At 63.3% G+C, this 17,028-nt stretch carries 16 protein-coding genes; all 16 read right to left on the reverse strand.

Annotation, left to right across the window (positions count from 1 at the left end; translation table 11 throughout):
• Window positions 1-6 precede the first annotated feature (6 nt).
• Complete coding sequence (locus ASJ79_RS00210) at window positions 7-615, reverse strand: TetR/AcrR family transcriptional regulator (protein ID WP_197420022.1); 609 nt, start codon at window positions 613-615, stop codon at window positions 7-9.
• Between the two features lie 632 nt (window positions 616-1,247).
• Window positions 1,248-1,637, reverse strand: a complete 390-nt coding sequence (locus ASJ79_RS00215; protein WP_067952238.1) for a nuclear transport factor 2 family protein — start codon at window positions 1,635-1,637, stop codon at window positions 1,248-1,250.
• Window positions 1,638-2,063: 426 nt separating this feature from the next.
• Window positions 2,064-4,487: a CoA transferase gene (locus ASJ79_RS00220; protein WP_082753561.1), complete on the reverse strand. Its 2,424-nt coding sequence runs from the start codon at window positions 4,485-4,487 to the stop codon at window positions 2,064-2,066.
• A complete protein-coding gene (locus tag ASJ79_RS00225; RefSeq protein ID WP_197420023.1) occupies window positions 4,484-4,939 on the reverse strand; it encodes a hypothetical protein in 456 nt (151 codons plus the stop codon). Before ASJ79_RS00225 ends, ASJ79_RS00220 begins: the two co-directional genes overlap by 4 nt.
• Window positions 4,940-4,955: 16 nt before the next feature.
• Window positions 4,956-5,558 (reverse strand): MaoC family dehydratase, encoded by a 603-nt coding sequence (locus ASJ79_RS00230; protein WP_067952241.1) that lies wholly within the window; start codon window positions 5,556-5,558, stop codon window positions 4,956-4,958.
• Complete coding sequence (locus tag ASJ79_RS00235; RefSeq protein WP_067952242.1) at window positions 5,555-6,763, reverse strand: thiolase family protein; 1,209 nt, start codon at window positions 6,761-6,763, stop codon at window positions 5,555-5,557. Before ASJ79_RS00235 ends, ASJ79_RS00230 begins: the two co-directional genes overlap by 4 nt.
• Before the next feature lie 20 nt (window positions 6,764-6,783).
• A complete protein-coding gene (locus ASJ79_RS00240) occupies window positions 6,784-7,203 on the reverse strand; it encodes a Zn-ribbon domain-containing OB-fold protein (RefSeq protein WP_082753563.1) in 420 nt (139 codons plus the stop codon).
• A 36-nt stretch (window positions 7,204-7,239) separates the two neighbouring features.
• Complete coding sequence (locus tag ASJ79_RS00245) at window positions 7,240-8,604, reverse strand: LLM class flavin-dependent oxidoreductase (protein WP_067952244.1); 1,365 nt, start codon at window positions 8,602-8,604, stop codon at window positions 7,240-7,242.
• Window positions 8,605-8,649: 45 nt separating this feature from the next.
• Window positions 8,650-9,882, reverse strand: coding sequence for a CaiB/BaiF CoA-transferase family protein (locus tag ASJ79_RS00250; protein ID WP_067952245.1), 1,233 nt, complete (start codon window positions 9,880-9,882; stop codon window positions 8,650-8,652).
• Window positions 9,879-11,042: a CaiB/BaiF CoA-transferase family protein gene (locus ASJ79_RS00255; RefSeq protein WP_082753566.1), complete on the reverse strand. Its 1,164-nt coding sequence runs from the start codon at window positions 11,040-11,042 to the stop codon at window positions 9,879-9,881. Before ASJ79_RS00255 ends, ASJ79_RS00250 begins: the two co-directional genes overlap by 4 nt.
• Window positions 11,043-11,097: 55 nt before the next feature.
• Window positions 11,098-11,400: a hypothetical protein gene (locus tag ASJ79_RS00260; protein ID WP_369803597.1), complete on the reverse strand. Its 303-nt coding sequence runs from the start codon at window positions 11,398-11,400 to the stop codon at window positions 11,098-11,100.
• 16 nt (window positions 11,401-11,416) lie between these two features.
• On the reverse strand, window positions 11,417-12,679 hold the full coding sequence (locus tag ASJ79_RS00265; protein ID WP_156448218.1) for an acetyl-CoA hydrolase/transferase C-terminal domain-containing protein: 1,263 nt from the start codon (window positions 12,677-12,679) through the stop codon (window positions 11,417-11,419).
• Window positions 12,680-12,690: 11 nt separating this feature from the next.
• Window positions 12,691-13,857, reverse strand: coding sequence for a MaoC family dehydratase N-terminal domain-containing protein (locus ASJ79_RS00270; protein ID WP_067952248.1), 1,167 nt, complete (start codon window positions 13,855-13,857; stop codon window positions 12,691-12,693).
• A 155-nt stretch (window positions 13,858-14,012) separates the two neighbouring features.
• On the reverse strand, window positions 14,013-14,861 hold the full coding sequence (locus tag ASJ79_RS00275) for an SMP-30/gluconolactonase/LRE family protein (RefSeq protein WP_067952249.1): 849 nt from the start codon (window positions 14,859-14,861) through the stop codon (window positions 14,013-14,015).
• A gap of 24 nt (window positions 14,862-14,885) precedes the next feature.
• Complete coding sequence (locus ASJ79_RS00280; protein WP_197420024.1) at window positions 14,886-15,749, reverse strand: succinate--CoA ligase subunit alpha; 864 nt, start codon at window positions 15,747-15,749, stop codon at window positions 14,886-14,888.
• A gap of 33 nt (window positions 15,750-15,782) precedes the next feature.
• Window positions 15,783-16,973, reverse strand: coding sequence for an ATP-grasp domain-containing protein (locus tag ASJ79_RS00285; protein ID WP_197420025.1), 1,191 nt, complete (start codon window positions 16,971-16,973; stop codon window positions 15,783-15,785).
• Window positions 16,974-17,028: the final 55 nt, after the last annotated feature.

Raw genomic sequence — 17,028 nt, forward strand, 5'->3', positions numbered from 1 at the left:
CAGTTCTCAGCTCGGGTGCAGCGCCTCGAGGAAGAAGTGTTTGAACGCCTTCATGGCGGCGACCATGTCAAAGTTCTCGGGATCCAGCAGCCACTGATAGGCCGCACCCCGGATCACAGAGACCAACAGCGCCGCGATCACCGACTCCTCGACAGAAATCTCGATCGAGCCCGACTCCACGCTGCGCCGCACAAGGTCGGTGGCATCAGCGCGCAGCTTCGAATGAATGTCGACCATCCGGTCATGCAACGCCGGAATCTGCTTCAGACCCTCGAACTCCAAGGCATACAACGCCCACATCGCTTCGGGCGAACGCTCCAATGCCTCGATCGTCGTGTCGAACATCTGCGCAATCCCGTCACCGCCATCAGAGCCATCCGGATACAACGCGATCGCTTCCACATGAGAACTGGTCATCGACTGGACCAGCCAATCGAGCATGTTCTCCTTGTTCCCGAAGCGGCGAGTCACCAGGCCCCGGCTATAACCAGCCCGAGCACCGATCGCCGCCAGACTCGCACGGTCATACCCGACCTCGCTGATCAAATGCGCCGCAGCATCCAAAAGACGACGCGTCGACAGCTGCGAACGCTCCTGCTTGGGAGGCGAATGCACCCGAGGTCTTCCGGCCCCTGACACCATCGGGACATCTTAACCAAGCACAGCCCAGTGCCTCACGCCGGTTGCGGATCAGGGCTCTGCCCTCTACCAGGGCTCCGATCGGTGAGTGTCATTCAGCTGTTGAGCGGTCCGCCACTGCGGTTCGGTACACAGCCTGGGGCGTGTTGCCCCTGGGGGCTGGTCGCGTAAGCCACGCTTTGGGCGAAGCTACTGTGCGGCTCTCGGTTTCGCAGCCAACCGCACCGCTATCCGACGTGCTCGTGGGCTCGGAATTCAAGCCGATGGCACCGGATCGCGAGGTGGATCGGCTCGCAAGTAGAGCTTCTTCTTACAGCTCGCCGCGAGACATACCCAGATCGTTCATCGGCCAGACCGTGCTCAGCGCGCGGTCGCACAGCGAAGCCGCGACGAATCCGATGCCGGTCAAGAGTCGGACCACCGTAGCCGTGCACAAATCCTTCACCCACGCGTGCTGGTCGAGACCAGAATTGCTCACAACCACGGCAGCCCCGACATCTTGGCCATATTGCCCTGCACCTTGTCGCTGCCAGTCATCAAATGCGATGGGTACGCTCGAGTTTCGCTTCAGAATCTGTGCACGCCTGTCGCCCTGGGACCCGGTTTTCTCACGGGGCAGTGGGTACTTCGAAGAAGAAGGGCCAGACCTCGGCGATCTTGTCATCGCTGTTGAAGCGGAACCATTCGCTGACGCGAATCCTGACCGGTTCCGACTCGAGGGTCGCCCGCCACGGAATGGTGTACATGGCGCATACGTATTCGTCGTCGCCGAGCACTCGGATCAATTTCAGCTCGGTGGGAATCGTGTGCCGCAGAATGTTCTCGTAGTTGGGCAGGTACTCTTCCATCCCCTGATAATCCCCAGCGAACGGGGTCATCGGCGATTCGTGGACGATGAAGTCGGGAGCGAACATGTCCATGAGAGCCTGCATGCCAGCTTCGAGATCACCGTCAGAGGCGAGCGTCATGCTGCGATTTATCTTCTCGCGGTTGCTCATCAGAACCCCCGGACGGTGGCAGGTCGACAGACCGCGAGGGTCGAAGTCGAGATCATAGATGTCCTCCGCTGTTGGTCGTTGTCACTGTCCCGGCGGGTTGGCTAGAGAGCGCCCATTCCGATCGGACTAGCGTTCGAGGTCCGCCGATACACAGTGAGCGATTACTAACTTGGCAAAGTTGAACTTACTTTTCCGTTTGGGTGTTGTCAACGAATCACGAAAAGTGTCCCGGAGCGACGGCAGCCTTCGCTAAGCACGGGAAGTGGGCTGTCGACGTCCCCTGAATCAAATGCGAAATCTCATGGAGCTGAACGAGATCCCGAAGGTTCTTCTCGCCAACACGGCTATGGACCATGGTTCGTGCACGAGGATGAAATGAGTCGACCGCTACGCCCGCTCTCGACGCGCGCGAATCCGCCGACGGGGTCAGATCAACGCGGGCGGGTAGGAGGCGACCTCGACCACTCCGCGGTCGATGAGGTCGGCAACCTGTGCGGGGGCTTTGCCTAGAAGTTCGGTGCAGACCCACGAGCTGTGTTCGCCGAGTTCTGGGGCTGGGCGAACGTCAGGATCGATGATCCCATCGGAATGGAATGGCCGGCCGGCACTCAGCAGCGGCTGCGGGATGCTCGGCTGGACCAGGTGTACGAAGAAACCGGCCGACGTCAGTTGCGGATCCTTCGCGACCTCATCTTTTCGCCGCACTACTCCAGAAGGCACGGATACCGCCTGCAGGATGTCTACGACGTCCTCGGGAACGTGCTGTCGCGTCCAGGAGCCGATGAGGGCACGGAGTTCGTCAGCGTGTTCGGCGCGCGCCGGCTGCGATTGGTAGCGCGGCTCCCCGGCAAGTTGGGGCTGGCCGATGGCATCGCAGAACGCCGTCCATTGCTCGTCGTCGGTTGCCTCGATAACACACCAGGCATCGTCTCCGTCGCACTCGAAGACTCCCCACGGTGGTTGCACCAGGGAGGATTTCGGCGGCCTACCCGAGAGCGCGGCCTCCACATAGGCGTCGGTGAGCTGATTGATGACCAGTTCGCACTGCGCCAGCCGCAGTTCGGCGCCGACGTTCGTCCGGTCGCGTCGGAGCAGCCCGGCAAGGGCCGCGACCGCACCGAAGCACCCTGCCAGATGGTCCGGGTAAACGGTGACGCAGTCGCCGAACGCGCCCGGCTCATCCTCATAGGACCACAAGCTCGTCAGCCCAGATGCGCTGCGGACGAGCGGACCGTACCCGAGCCATTTGCTCCACGGGCCGGTGTGCCCGAACCCGCTGCTGGATACCCAAACCAAGTCAGGCTTCACAGCGCGCAGATCGTCGTAACCCAAGCCGAGCTTTTCGAGGGTTCCCGGCTTGTAATTCGAGGCAACGATATCGGCGGTGGCCACCAGCTCCTTCACCAGAGCAACGCCCTCGGCGGTGCGTAGGTTCACACCGAAGCTCTTCATGTTGCGGTGTCCGATTGCGAAGCCTGGACCAACACCGGTCTCCCAATGATCCGCGACCCGCACATTGTCGGGGAATTGCGCGCTCTCGATTCGGATGACCTCCGCTCCGAGGTCGGCGAACATTCGTCCGAGTTCGGCGCCAACGACCACGATCCCGAAGTCCACGATGCGAATGCCCTCCAGTGGGCGTCGGGGCACGGTGGCGCGACCATCGGCGACCACGGGCGGGTTGGCAGCCCATTCCGAGAGAACACTCTTGGTGTGCTCCCCCGGGTTCGGAGCGCGATGGCGGTATCCGATTCGCGTTCCGTCGAGTTCGAAGTATCCAGCGGGGAGGCGACAGGGAAGATTCTCGGCAAGGATGGCGTCGGTGAACACGCCACGCTGAGCGAAGTGTTCCTCGGCCATCACATCGAGGACGGAAAGGACCGGGCTGACCGGAATCCCGCGGCGCTGTCCTTCCCGCGCGGCTTCATGCATGCTCATCGATTCGAAGTGCCGGGCGTATCGCGCATCGAGGAGCTCGCGAATGTCTTGGCGGCCGTGGATGGTGTCATAATGCGGATCTTGTAGGTCGTCGGGCTCTCCGAGCCACTGCCGCATGCTGTGCCACTGCCGTGCAGCGAGCACGGCGACACGCACGTACCCGTCCACACATTTGAAGATTGGATATATGGAGGTGGCGGGCCGGCCGCGCTCGAGCGCAGCACGCGAGTATTGCTGCCGCTTGGCGATGCCTTGCGTTGCGGTGCCGATCGTGCCAAAAGGTGGATCCATGACCTGCACCGTGGCCTCATGTGCGGAAAAGTCGACGGTGTCACCGCGTCCGGTGACTTTGCGATTGTGCAGCGACACCAACACCGCCCATACGGCCAGAACCGCGCTGGTGTCGTAAGCCATAGCGCCCGGTGGAATCAGCGGTGGATGGCCGGCAATTCCGGATTTGCTCAGTTGTGAGCCGATGGCCAACTGGACGGCGTCGGTAGCTGCCAGACCACTACTGGGTCCGGTCGATCCGAAGTCGGAGATCGACATCACTATCAAGCCGGGATTGCTGCGGCGGACGTCAGACGCTTGACCACGGGCATATCGGCCCGTCTCGCTGTCGTCGCACAGTAGAACGTCTGCACTCAAAAGCAGGGCGACAGAATCATTCTCGGCTTCCCCGGCCGGCAGGCTGACACTGCGTTTGTTCGCGTTTCTGATCTGGAACGCGATGCTCTGACCATCTGCGGCCAATGGCGGTTTCTTACGCGCACGTGTGTCGTCGACGGGCTCGAGCTTCACAACGTCGGCACCGAGGTCGGCGAGGATGCGCCCAACGAGGTCGAACTTGCCGACCGCTTCTAAGACACGCGTTCCGTGCAAGGGAAGGTCAGCCGGCGCTGGCGGCGTCATCGGTGCGCCGCGTTCGCGTTGGAGGGCAATGCCACCGTGACCGAACCGACAACTGTCTCACCGATGGAGTCCGTCGAGCGCATCGACAGTTCGAGGAGGTGTTCGGTGCCTTCGCGCCACTTCGCCGTGACGCTACCGGACACGATCGCGGTGTCGCCCGGGACCGCGAAACGCTTCATACGCATCGGTCCGATCTTCTTTATGACGCCGTCGAGACCGATGAACAAACGCACTACTCGTTCCCACATTCCTTGGTGGAACACATTGTTGGCGTACATATCAGGAGCGCCGCCTGCGCGAGCGAGCGCTTCGTTGTGGTGAACGGGGCCAAAATCTCTATTGGCCGCGACATGCACAATGAGCCGATGGACGGTCAGCGGGAACTCGATGGACCCGATCTCGTCGCCTTCGGCGACATCTTCCCAAGAGCGTTGCACAGACCAATCGGTCACCGAGCGATTCCTTCGATCATGGCCGGACAGTGCGGCGCGCGACATAGCGATAAAGAGTCCTACGCTGGGTGCAGACGAGTTCTCTCCGCTGGTTCAGCACCAGGAACTCCCACGTCGTGAAGGCCCCTCGGCCGACCTTGGTCTCCTTCGGGGTCACCGACAGCAGTCGGCAACCGCGGATCTCAAGGTGATCGCCGACGAGGACCGGGGCGGCGAACTCGTATTCGACATCGGTGGCGAACCCACCATTGGTGGCGGGTCCGACGTGGTGAAAGGGAACGCTGGTCTTTTGCGGCTGCGCATCACGCTCGGCCGACGTGTACACCGGAGCCTCCCCCGGAGACCACAGCGCAGCTGACGTCCACGTGGCCAACCCGCTGTAGGGGGCGACAATGCCTGCGTAGCCGTGGGCGCGCGCAACCTCGGCGTCGTGGTGAAGCGGGCAGTCGAACTCAAGTGGCTCCAGGTAGCGGCGCACGGCACCCGGCTCGACAGCGTCAGCGGCTTTGATGACGGCACCGTCGGCGAAGTCGGTGCCGATCTGGTCGGCGAGCGGCTGCCATGCCTCCTGCCAATCGTCTCGGTCGGCCCAACTGAGGTCCCCGGCCGGGGCAGTCACGGGGACACCCCGTCAGCCGCGAGTACCGCGAACGATCCGTGCAGGGTGGGCGTGCCGGCACACGACACCAGAGCGATCTGAGCGTCGCGCACTTTACGACAACGAGCAGGGTCGTAGGTGTGGTCACCCTGTTGCCATCCGGGGCAGTCGTCCTTCACCTCGTTGCGCAGCTGTCGAACCGCTTCGATGTAGCGAAGGAGGATGGGGTTTCCCGGGTGGCTGAAAGCCAGGTTGCCGCCGTCGGTACATGTCGGCCATCGCCCACCTAGCCGCATTTCCTTGGACAGCGCAAGATCCGCCGCTTCCCCTTTACCGCAGAAACCGAACATCTCGTACTGAAGCAGGTTGTGGCTGGCGAAGTGGTCGTAGAACTCGACGCAGTCGATATCGTCGACGCCTAGACCGGCTTCGGCGATCGTGTCGCGGTAACGCTGCGTCAACTCGTGGTAGCCCTCCAGCACCGGTGGACGATGGTATGGCAGGTAGTGCGCAATAGCGTTTCCGCACAAGACGGTCGCGTTCGTCTTTTCCGACCGGTCCGCAAGATCCTTGTGGGCCAGGATTATTGCGGCTCCGCCGTCGCTCACCAGGGAACACATCAGCAGTGTCAGCGGACCGGCCACTGGGCGAGACGCGAGCACCTCGGCGGCGGTGTATGGGCCCTTGCCGTACATCACGGCATCCGGATTCAGGCCGCCGAACGTGCGCGTTGACGCCGCCACCTCGGCCATGGCGTCGAGAGCTCGGGGACCGACCTCGTGGATATAGCGTTGGGCGACGAGGCCGAACTGGACCGGTTGCTCGGGCAGCGCGCCGGCCCACGCCGTGTACTGGCTGTCGCGAGTGAGCCAGGGCGCGACCGCTGTCCGGGTAGGGCGGACGCCCCCGGTGACGAGTGCAACGGCACGCAGCCGGCCGCTGCTGATCTGCAAGGCCGCGTCGGTGAGGGATAACAGACTGACGCTTCTGCCCCACCACTTGAACTGTCGGTTGAAAAGGGCGCCCCAGTCGCGGTCATCGGCGGGTCCATCCGGAACCTGCGCGGCGAAACCGTCGAGGTCGTCGAATGTCAGACCGGCATCAGCGAGCGCACCGTGCAGCGCTTCCAGGGCGACCGAGACCCCAGTCCGCCCCGGCAGCCGCTTGGCCTGCTCAGTCGTGTGTACGCCGACGATGCGGGCGTCCCGAAAGGGGTTGTGCGACACGGGTTTGCCTTTCGAGCTACTCAACGACTCGGCGCGAACACGGGTAAGCGATAAGGCTCTGCCCGGCCGAACCTGATTTGCACCGGCATGCCGATTTCGACCTCGTCTGGGGCGATGTCCACGATGTTTGTCAGGAAACGAGGCCCTTCGGCGAGAGTCACCACGGCGACCACGTACGGCGCGGCAAGCCCCGGCGTCAGCGAGTGGTGCATCACCACGTAGCTATACACCTCCCCGCGACCTGAGCCCTCGACCCAATTCAGTGTCTCGGTTCGGCAGTGCGGGCAGGCCAGTTCCGGTATCCACCAGTACTTACTGCATGTCGAACACTGCTGCAGTAGAAAGCGCTTGTCGCGCGTCGCATCCCAGAACGGCTGACTGAGGTCATCCGGGCGAGGGACCGGCCGCTGGCCCTGCACTGTCGTCGAGTCAGCAGCCACGACGAGCTCCGCCCTCCGCGCTGAATGTGGTTGCTGTCACGAGGCATCCGCCGCTTCAGTGGAGACGAGCTCGGGACCGCGGTGGAACTCGGGGTGGTATTTGGCAATCTTGTCGGCGGGGTAGAGATCCGGCCACGTGCGGTTGGTGTGAATGGCATTGGGGAATGCCGGCATGACTTCCTTGGCGAACCGCTCCATCTGCTCCATCAGGATGTCGGAGTGGAGCAGGCCCACCGGGTGCAGGATCACCGTGTCCATTCCCGGATATTGCGCCTCGAACTCCTTGAGAGTTTCGATGATTTCGTCGGCGGGCCCGAAGAGATGGGCGCGATCCTTCTTGACGCGTTCCGAGCCGGGCACGTACCCCATCTCGGCTGCCGTCTGTGCGGCTGTCTTGGGATCGCCGAGGCGGCGCAGTTGGTCGAGGGTGGTGCCTTTGTAGTCCAGACCTTCCCCTTTGGTCTGTCTGAGGTACGCGTCCAGTTCAACGCCGCTGATTCCCGCGGCCCGCTTGAAATTTTCCTCGAAGAAGCTCTCAGTTTCCTGAGCTGCTTGCTCCTTGGAATCCGCCACGTGGCACCACAGGTAAGCAGCGAGGTTCTCACCGAACTCGAGGTCACGTCCGTACTTGGCGGCCGACGCCTGATAGAGCTCGGCAACGGCGGTACCGGTATGGATGACGGAACTACTTGCGGGGCCACCGTCCTCGCGAAGCGACGGGGCGAACACTCCCTTGATGTTGTGTTTGGCCATGAACTCGATCCCCCGCGGCTTGGCGCTGGCGATGGCCTGCCACACGTCCTTGTTGTACAACGGCTTCGGGACAACCGTAACTTCGGAAACGGTCGTGGTCCGATACGGCACTCCATTCGGGACGTCGTAATTGTCGCTGTGGTGGGAGAACTTGTCCCCACGGAATGCCTTCAACAGTAGTTCCATCTGGTCTTCGAACAGGTCCCGATTCTTCTCCTGGTCGAGCATCGGTGCGCCGAATGACTCGACTTCACGGGTCTGACTTCCGCGCCCAACTCCGAAGATGATCCGTCCTTTGGTCAGAATGTCGGCCATCGCGTAATCCTCGGCGAGCCGAATCGGATGCCATTGCGGGATGATGTTGAAGAGGCTGCCGACCCGCAGGTTGGACGTTTGCCCGGCCAGGTGTAATGCGAGGAGCAAAGTGTTCGGGACCACCTCGACGCCTTCGTGTTGAAAGTGATGCTCGGTGGTGAAAAACGCGTCATAGCCCAAGCCGTCCATGAGCTTGGCCATCTTCTCCGCGCTGGTCAAGGCAGTTGCCAGGTACTCCGGGGTGAAGTAGCGATCATCGACCGGCGTACCCGAGAATCCGATGTTTTCCAGGTCGACCCATCCGAAGAAGTTCCAGGAAAAGTTCTTGATCATCTCAACTCCCTTGTCAGATAAACGGTTCGGTGGCGGGTTGGGCCGCTAAGTGAGGACGTCGTCTGCGTGCAATTTGTCGATCTCGTCCGGTGAGAGGCCGAGGATCTCGGTCAGGACCTCATCGGTGTGCTCACCCAGGTCCGGCGCCGGTGCTCGGATGGAACCAGGGGTCTCACTGAGCACCCATGGCGATCTGGGGAGCCATTCGGTACCGATGACTGGGTGCTCCACCGGGGTGAACACGCCGCGCTCGAGGAAGTGAGGGTCGGAGAACTGGTCCTCGACCGAGTACACGGGTGTGGCCGCCACTCCCGCGGACTGCAGCGTGAGCGCCGCCGACTCTGCATCGAACCGGCGCGTCCAGGCTGACACGATCACATCGAGATCACCGGCGTTGGCGACCCTCGCCGGCCGAGACGAGAAACGTTCGTCGTCAACGCATTCTGGATCGCCAATCGCCTTACACAACGCTGCCCACTCGTCGTCGCCGCCGACCGCGATGGAGATCCAGGAGTCGACACCGTCGCATGGATAGGTGCCGTGCGGCGCCAGGTGCGGGTGTGTGTTGCCGATCAGGAACGGGGTGGTCCCGGACAATTGCAGATCGAGGAACGCCTCGCCGACCAGGCAGGTCGTCGCCTCCATCTGCGAGATGTCGATATGCGCACCGGTTCCGGTCTCCGCACGCTGGTTCAGCGCAGCCATCACCGCGAACGAGGCCCACAGCCCGACCATCGGGTCGCCGTAGTTGAGGCCCATCGCACCCAGGACCTTTTCCCCGGGGTAGCCGATGAGGCTCTCCATCCCCGAATACGCGCTGGTGGTAGGTGCATATGCCGGACGACGGCTTCGCGGACCCGTCTGGCCCATCCCGGAGATCGACACCATGACGAGGTCCGATCGGAGCTCGCGCAGAGCGTCATAGCCGAATCCGAGGCGGTCCATCACGCCCGGCGCGAAATTCTGCGCGACCACATCGCAGTGCGGAACCAGGCGCCGAACCAGTTCGCGTCCGGCGTCGGAACTGAAGTTGATGCAGACGCTTCGCTTGTTGCGGGCGATCGTGTGAAACAGGGGGATCGCATTCGGGGCGTTGCCGGTATCTCCGGATTCCGAACTGGCGTTCAGCGGCCGGCCTAGGCGGCCGTAGTCCAGCCGCTTGGCGGACTCCACCTTGATGACGTCGGCGCCGAAGTCGCCGAGGATGGAGGTCAGCACCGGTCCCGCGTACACCCAGCTGAGGTCGAGGACCCGGATCCCATCGAGAGCAGCGGTCACGACGGCACCTCCGAATCGGCGCGGGGAAGCAATTCACGGTTGTGCTCGCCGAGCATGGGAGCTCGCCGGAATCGCGGAAGCTGTGCACCCGAGATCGCGTACGGCCGACCGGGAACCTTCACCGTGGTTTCGCCGACTTCGATCTCGGCGAACAAGTCCCTTGCGGCGAGTTGTTCGTCGGCAAGAACCTCGTGAAAAAGGCGAACTGGCGCCATCGGCAGCTTCCAATCCATGCACATCTGCTCGAATTCGTCACGAGTGATGTCTCGCAACAGGTCGATCACGAGCGCATCGACCTCATCGGCGTGGTTCTCCGCGATGTCGCGGCGCCTCCGGAACCGGGGGTCGTGGCGCCACTGGGGGTCGCCCATCATGTCCAGAAAGCGGTTCCAGGTGCCGGCGTCGGGGCCGGTGAGGCAGATGTAGCCGTCCTTGCAGGGAAGGATCGTCGACGGGTAGGTGTCACGGCGCCGGTGACCGTCTCTGAAGTTGGCCAGACCCTCCGTCAAGAACGTGAGTACTGCGCCGGCCTGGTGCAATGTCGCGAACACCTCGGTGCAGGAGACGTCGACGTGCTGGCCGTGCCCAATGGTGCGGCGGGCCATCAGCGCAGCCATCGTTCCGGCGGCGCCCGCCAGTGCGCCCTGGTAGGACGCCTGAGCAAGCGGCAGCGCGAGCGGCGGTCGGCCGGGGGCACCCACGGAAAATGAGATGCCACCCATGGCGCAGACGTTGATGTCTTCGCCCTTGTATCCCGCGTAGGGACCGGTTTGACCGAACGGGCTGATGGAGGTGACGATCAGCTTTGGGTTGCGCTCGTGCAGTTCCCGGTAGCCAAGGCCGAGTGAGGACAGATACCCCACTGCGAGGTTTTCGACCAACACATCGGCCTCATCGAGAAGATTCAGCAATGCGTCCCTGTCACTGCGGTCTTCGAGCGCGAGTGTGACGCCACGCTTGTTCATGTTCAGGTAGTGGTACAGCCCGGAAAGCTCTTCGTCGTACACGCCGTGTGGGAACGGACCGTGTCGGCGGGACGGATCGCCGCCTGCGGGATCCTCGACCTTGATGACGTCGGCGCCGAGGTCGGCCATCAACCGGGTGCAGTAGGGCGCGGAGACAAGCGCCCCGAGCTCAACGACGCGTAGTGAGTCGAGCAATGTGACGGCCTCCTTTGCTAATCGGCGTTGTACACATGGATCGGTCGGCCACTGGTCAGTCCGAAGACGGCAGGGCTTTGGCTACCTTGACGTTGAGAGGTTCATCGGCCAGCGACAGAGAACCTGCGCCCGCTTTCGTGCACAGCAACTCGATCTGCTCGGCGGCGTCGACGTACCGCTTTCCCAACAGTGATCCGCCGTCGAATGGGGGTGCCGGCGGGCACGATTCGGCGCTCGGTTCGGGCAGCATCGACTTGCCGCCACAACGAATATCGTGATCGCCGTCCACGGATCGGATGACGAGGACCTCGGTGGTGCATGCTGCGCTATACCACCGTGCTCCGGCTTTCAGCTTCAACTGACGCTCCTGTTGATCATTGGCCGAGCGAAGCCCGGTGATCGGGATGTGCGATCGCGATCAGCGCATCCCGACGTTCATTTGCGCTTCGCCCACGAAGCTCTGCGACGCCGAACTCGGTGACCACCGTGTCGGCCCACGCCGAGGTGACGGTCACTCCGGTGCCTGTCGGGAGGTTCTCGACGATGGTTGATCCGCCGAGCGCAGTGGATGGAAGCACGATGATCGAGCGGCCACCGGGAGATAGGGCGGCGCCTATCGTGAACTCGACCTGTCCGCCGGCTCCGCCGAATGCGCGTTGTCCCCACGAATCAGAGGCAATCTGCCCCTTGAGGTCGACGCCTAGGGCACCGTTGATCGCAACCATGCGGTGCTGCGATGCAATCCGCCCGATGTCGACGACGTAGCGCATGTCATGTAGTTCGAGGGAGGGAGTACGGCTCGCCGCATCGAGGTCGGCATCGACCGTCGACAGCAGACCCGAAGTGGTCACTTTTCCTTTGTTGACGGTTTTGGCGGAGCCTGGGAAGTGTCCGGCAAGGACTCGAGGCAGCAGCGCGGCGTCGATGACCGGTGCATGGATGCCCAAGTCGTTCGCGTCGTCGAACACGCCGAATCCGGCCAGTGCTGACAGGATCTTTCCGGGACCTACCTGCACTGTCGCGCCGTCGGGAATTAGCGACCGCACCCAGTCTGCGATCTGCCTGGCAACGTCTGACTGCGCTGGAACCCGGGCCGGCGCATATGAACTCGGCCCGCCAGAGTGCTGAACAAGCGCGGAGAACTGTGAGACGTGAAGCCTGGCGGACCCGAACATGTCGCGCTGCTTGGAATCGATCTCGCCGAGGACGTGCCGCGACTGCTCGATGTAGGTCAGTTTGTTGAACGGGGTGTGACCCAGACTGACGTAGCCGTCTTGGTCGGGCTCGGACACGACGACCGGTACGACGTCGAAGCGGCACCGCCGCTGCGATGGTGCAGGTGCCGCGAGCGCCGAGAACGCTGTCGGACCGTAGGCGACCCGGCCGTCCGCCAGCGCCGCACCCGCGGCACCAGTGATCATGTCCAGGACGACGGTGGCGTGTCCGCCCGCGACAGCCCTCTGTAGAGAAGCCCAGGACTGCTGCGGGCCGCACGCCGTGACTTCTACCCCGCCAACAACGCCAGCGCGCCGCACAATCGCATCGATGAGATCGGTGGCTTCGATGCCGATGGGAAGCCCGATATGGCTGCCCTTGCCCACACACTGGACGGCCTCGTCCGGAGTGACGATGGGCACCGTGGACCCGATCACTCCGCTTGCGCCCCAGCCAGCGGAAGCCGGACCTCGCCGTGTTCAGTACTAGGCAACAGTACGGTCGCGGTGCCGGTCGCGTTGACCTCACCGCGCTGGTTGACCGCGCAGAGCTCCAGGTCGACAGCCGCATGACCGTCGTCGAGCACGGACTTGCCGGTGACTGTGCCTTTGGTCCAACACGTGTCGCCGACGAGGTTCGGACGCAACACACGCATCGACAGCCGGTGCAGGAAGCCGCTGTCGCCCATCCAGTGCGTGACCGCATTCGCACACCACGAGATGCGCTGCGGCCCCATGTCGTACATGCCTCCCATACCAACGTCTTTCGCGAGCTCAGCTTCCATGTGCGCTCGGCCCGTCGACTGCTTCAACCCGGTGGTCTTCGAGATCTCGTAGTCCTTATGGCGGGCGTGGTATCGCACGACATCGCCGTAGGCGCCGCCATAGGCACGGGCACCGTTCACACCCGAATACCAGGCGACCAGATCGTTGGTGGTCAACGGAGGCTTGACCATTGGAGTCATTTCCTCACCGACGGCGACGTCCTCGAACAGGCGCGGTGTTGCGCCCCTTGGCGTTTCGGTGAGAATCGTGTACTCGATCTCGTCGAGCTCCTCGGGCGAGTACGCGTACTTGTCGCGCGGGGCGTATTTGGTGCTGCCGTCCTTCTTGAGGGCCTCGCCGCGAGGCGTACGAGCCGTCGACCCATAGGCACGCGCGACCCGCAGCCCATCGCTTTTGCGCACATAATCGATCGATCCGCGCTGCATCGCCCAGACTTTCGCGAATCGGCCACCCTTCATTTCCAGCGAGTCGTAGGTCACGGTCGTTTCGAAGGCGTCGCCGACGCGTAGGACGTCGTACCACGTCCATTCGGTTCCGGCGTAAACCCATTGAATACCGGGCAGGCGCGGAGCGACGACAGTGTTGTCGATGGCGTACAAGGTTGTGGGTGCAGCGAGCTGGGTGCCCCACGGGGTCGAAGGGCCGTAGTCGGGGTCGTTCCACAGCGGATTGGCGTCGCCGATGCCCTCGGCGAAGTGCCTGATCGCGTCTTCCGTCAACGTCCGAACCCACCACATCCGGTCCCGCCGAAGCTTTGTGCCGAGAAGTTCACGTGCACTCTTCAGCGCATCCTCGTCGAGCGTGCCCCAGGTCAATTTCTCTCCACTTGTTCTCGTCGATGTGAACGCGGTTGTCTCGCAAGGAAACCGGAGCTGGTCGCCCGTACGTTCGGCGGTAACGCTACACCAAAATGTTGTCGCTTGACAATACTTTTGGTTGTCGATTGACAACGCGTGCGGCAAAGACCAGCTCAGAAGCCTGGACAGGCAACTGTGACCACTTCAATCGCGGCGGTCGAGCGACCTTCGAAGAGATCTTGATTGTTCGTTCGGGCGGTGAGGCAAAACAGTTGGCGCCGGTCAGCACCCCCGAGCGCACACGCGATTGCCCGGCGTCCGGGCGTCTCGAGCACAGCCAGCACCTCACCTCCGCGTGCGATGCGGATGAAGCGCGAGTTGAACGGGCTGCCGAGCCAGATGTGCCCCTCGGCATCCATCACGATTCCGTCGGGCGAACTTTCGCCACAGCCAGCCCACAATCGCGGATTCTGCAGACACCCGTCCGGCGCGACATCGAAGGCAGTCAACCGTCGGCCCCGTGTTTCCGCCACGACCAGCGTCTGGCCATCGGGTGTGAGGGCCATGCCGTTCGGGGTAGTCAGGCCGTCCGCGGCTAGGTGAGCGGATCCGTCCGGACGGACCATGATGATCGCTCCCGGCCCTTCGGTCCCACCGTTGCGATAGGACGGCTCGAAACCGATCGTCCCCACGTAGGCGGTTCCGTCCGGCGCGACAACCATGTCGTTGGGCGTGGATGTGGCGATACCCGAGAGGTCACAGCGAATGTGACGCTCACCGTCGCGCAACTCGATCAGCCGCCGGTCGAACATGGATACGACGAGTGGGGTGCCATCTGCGGCGAATCCGAGTCCGGATGGCTGGCCAGGTATGTAGCCGCGGGCGGTAAGGAGGCCGTCGCTGTCGAGACTGTGCACTTCTCGGGTGATGAAATCGGAGAACCACAGTTCTCCCTCATGCCAGCGAGGTGCTTCGGCATATCCCAGTCCCCGGCGCACGACGGCCAGCTGATCATTACCCATCGCGACCTCCGCGCGTCGGTGCGATCATCGGCCCTCGGGCAGCATGGATCGCAGATGTCGACCGATGTCGACACTGGCTTCGGCAATACAAACCCCGGATGCCGAGAGCATCGCGCGTTTGGCTGCGGCCGTGGTGTCGCCACCCGCCAAGAAGGAGCCCGCATGTCCGAAGGATGTCCCCGGTGGATGATCTTCGAGGTAGTCGCCGGCGACCAGCGCGACGAGCGGTTTGGTGTAGGACGCTTGGTGCAGTGCCTCGACGATGCCCTGTTCGGCGACCGGACCTGCCTCGCAGTACATCGCGACGCCCCGGGTACCGGGGTCTGCCTCGAACTCGACGAGCAGATCGGCAAACGACGAGCCGACCACTGCGTCAGCACCGATCCCCACCGCGGTGGACACGCCGAAGTCGTACCGGCTGAGCATCGATGAGATCTCCGCGGTCACACCCCCGGATCTCGACAGGATCCCGATCGTCCCGGGCTGAAATGCACCAGATGCACCCGTGAATCCGACGTTTCCCACTGCTGGCGAAATCATCCCTGCAGTGTTCGGGCCGACCAGGCGTACACCGAGTTGTCGCGCCCGTTCATACGCGGCCATGCTCGAGTGCACCGGAATGCCTTCGGTGATCACGAGGACCCAGCGGGGCAAGGTGTCGATCACGTCTAGGAGAGCTGCCCGGGCCTTGGCCGGCGGAAGGTAGGCGACGACGGCGTCGTACCCGACCTCCGAGGCGGCCTCGGCGGCGGTTTCGAAGACGGGAATGCCGCTGACATCGAGCCCGCCACGGCCCGGTGCGACGCCACAGACGATCTCGGTGCCGAGTTCGATGTTCCGGAGAATGTCTTTGCGGGCCTGGCCTCCAGTGATTCCCAGAACGCACACACGGGTTCCTTCGGTGAGCAGGATGGCCATTGCTTACCTCTCGAAATTCGCGGTGCTGCTGACGGCCGTATCCACGTCCTGATCTGCTTCGAGTCGATGAGCGAGGTCGGCAACGGCCTCCTCGATGCTCGACGCGCGGCCGAAGTATCTGAGTCCGGGTATGGCTTCCAACAGCGCCCGTGCTTCGCTCTCGGCGGCACCGGCGACACGCGCGACGACCGGCACTCGGCCGTCCCCGTACCCGTTGCGCACCAGCGCATCTCGGATGGTCGGCGCGACCACCATCGTTGACACGTTCATCGTGCACAGGCCGATGAACACCCCGCGGGTGGGGAGCTGTAAGGCTGCGTCGAGGAGCAAGGCGAGTTTCTCGTCGGACTTTCCGCCAGGCGATGAATCGGTTGCCACCGATGGACGAAGTCCGTTGCGGCGGCACGCATCGTGAGCGAGGGCAAGCGCTCCTCCCCCGATGGTGATCACCGCGATATCACCGTCGAGCCGAAAGAATTTGATGGAAGCGCTGCCCCCCAGGGTATCCGCCGCGTCGTACAGGGCCGCCGAATGGGCATCGGCGATCTTGGGATCTCCGGATACGGCGTCCTCGGAGGCCTCGGTCGCTGGGTCGAGCACGATCTTCCCATCCAGAACGGTCGCGCCGGCACCGCTCAGACGGACCGGGTTGAACTCGACGGTGATCGCGCGCAGATCGCGGAACATCTCATAACCTGCCGCGACGACTCCAGCCAGGCGGCTGTCGACCGCGTCCCGAGGCGGGCCATCTGCCAAGCTGAAGCCGATGCTGTGCAGCGTGCCACGGTCCTCGACTCCCGATCCTCCGGGGCCGTGAAGCAGCACTGGGCGTTGCTGGGCGAAGTCGAACCCGAATCCGACGAAGACCTCGTCTCCATCGGCAGCGACGTTCTCGACCAGTACGCGCGCGATCTGATGGCCCTCTACGCGCCGACCGAGCATCTCGGCGGCCACAGCTTTCGCTTCACGAGGCGACGAGGCGACCTTGACCAGGCCCTTGCGACCGCGGTCACCGATCGGGGCGAGTGCCTTGACGACGACGGGGCCCCCGATCCGGTCAGCCGCCAACGCGACGTCGTCAGCGGCGGTAGCCACTTCCCCGAGAGGTACGTCGATCCCGCGATCTCGGAGTCGGCGCTTGACTGCGTCCTCGAGGAGCACGCGCGAGGCTCCGGGCCGGTCCGACTCACTCATGCCATGAGTCCCGGCGATCCACCGGCAGGACTCCGAACTGGAAAACGGATCGCGT

Source organism: Mycobacterium sp. NAZ190054, assembly GCF_001545925.1.
Taxonomy (GTDB): Bacteria; Actinomycetota; Actinomycetes; order Mycobacteriales; family Mycobacteriaceae; genus Mycobacterium.

Coding starts and splice junctions, on each gene's coding strand:
- ASJ79_RS00215 (WP_067952238.1), bottom strand. CDS start 1,637: ATGAGCAACCGCGAGAAGATAAATCGCAGCATGACGCTCGCCTCTGAC.
- ASJ79_RS00220 (WP_082753561.1), bottom strand. CDS start 4,487: ATGACGCCGCCAGCGCCGGCTGACCTTCCCTTGCACGGAACGCGTGTC.
- ASJ79_RS00245 (WP_067952244.1), bottom strand. CDS start 8,604: ATGATCAAGAACTTTTCCTGGAACTTCTTCGGATGGGTCGACCTGGAA.
- ASJ79_RS00275 (WP_067952249.1), bottom strand. CDS start 14,861: ATGGGTAATGATCAGCTGGCCGTCGTGCGCCGGGGACTGGGATATGCC.
- ASJ79_RS00285 (WP_197420025.1), bottom strand. CDS start 16,973: ATGAGTGAGTCGGACCGGCCCGGAGCCTCGCGCGTGCTCCTCGAGGAC.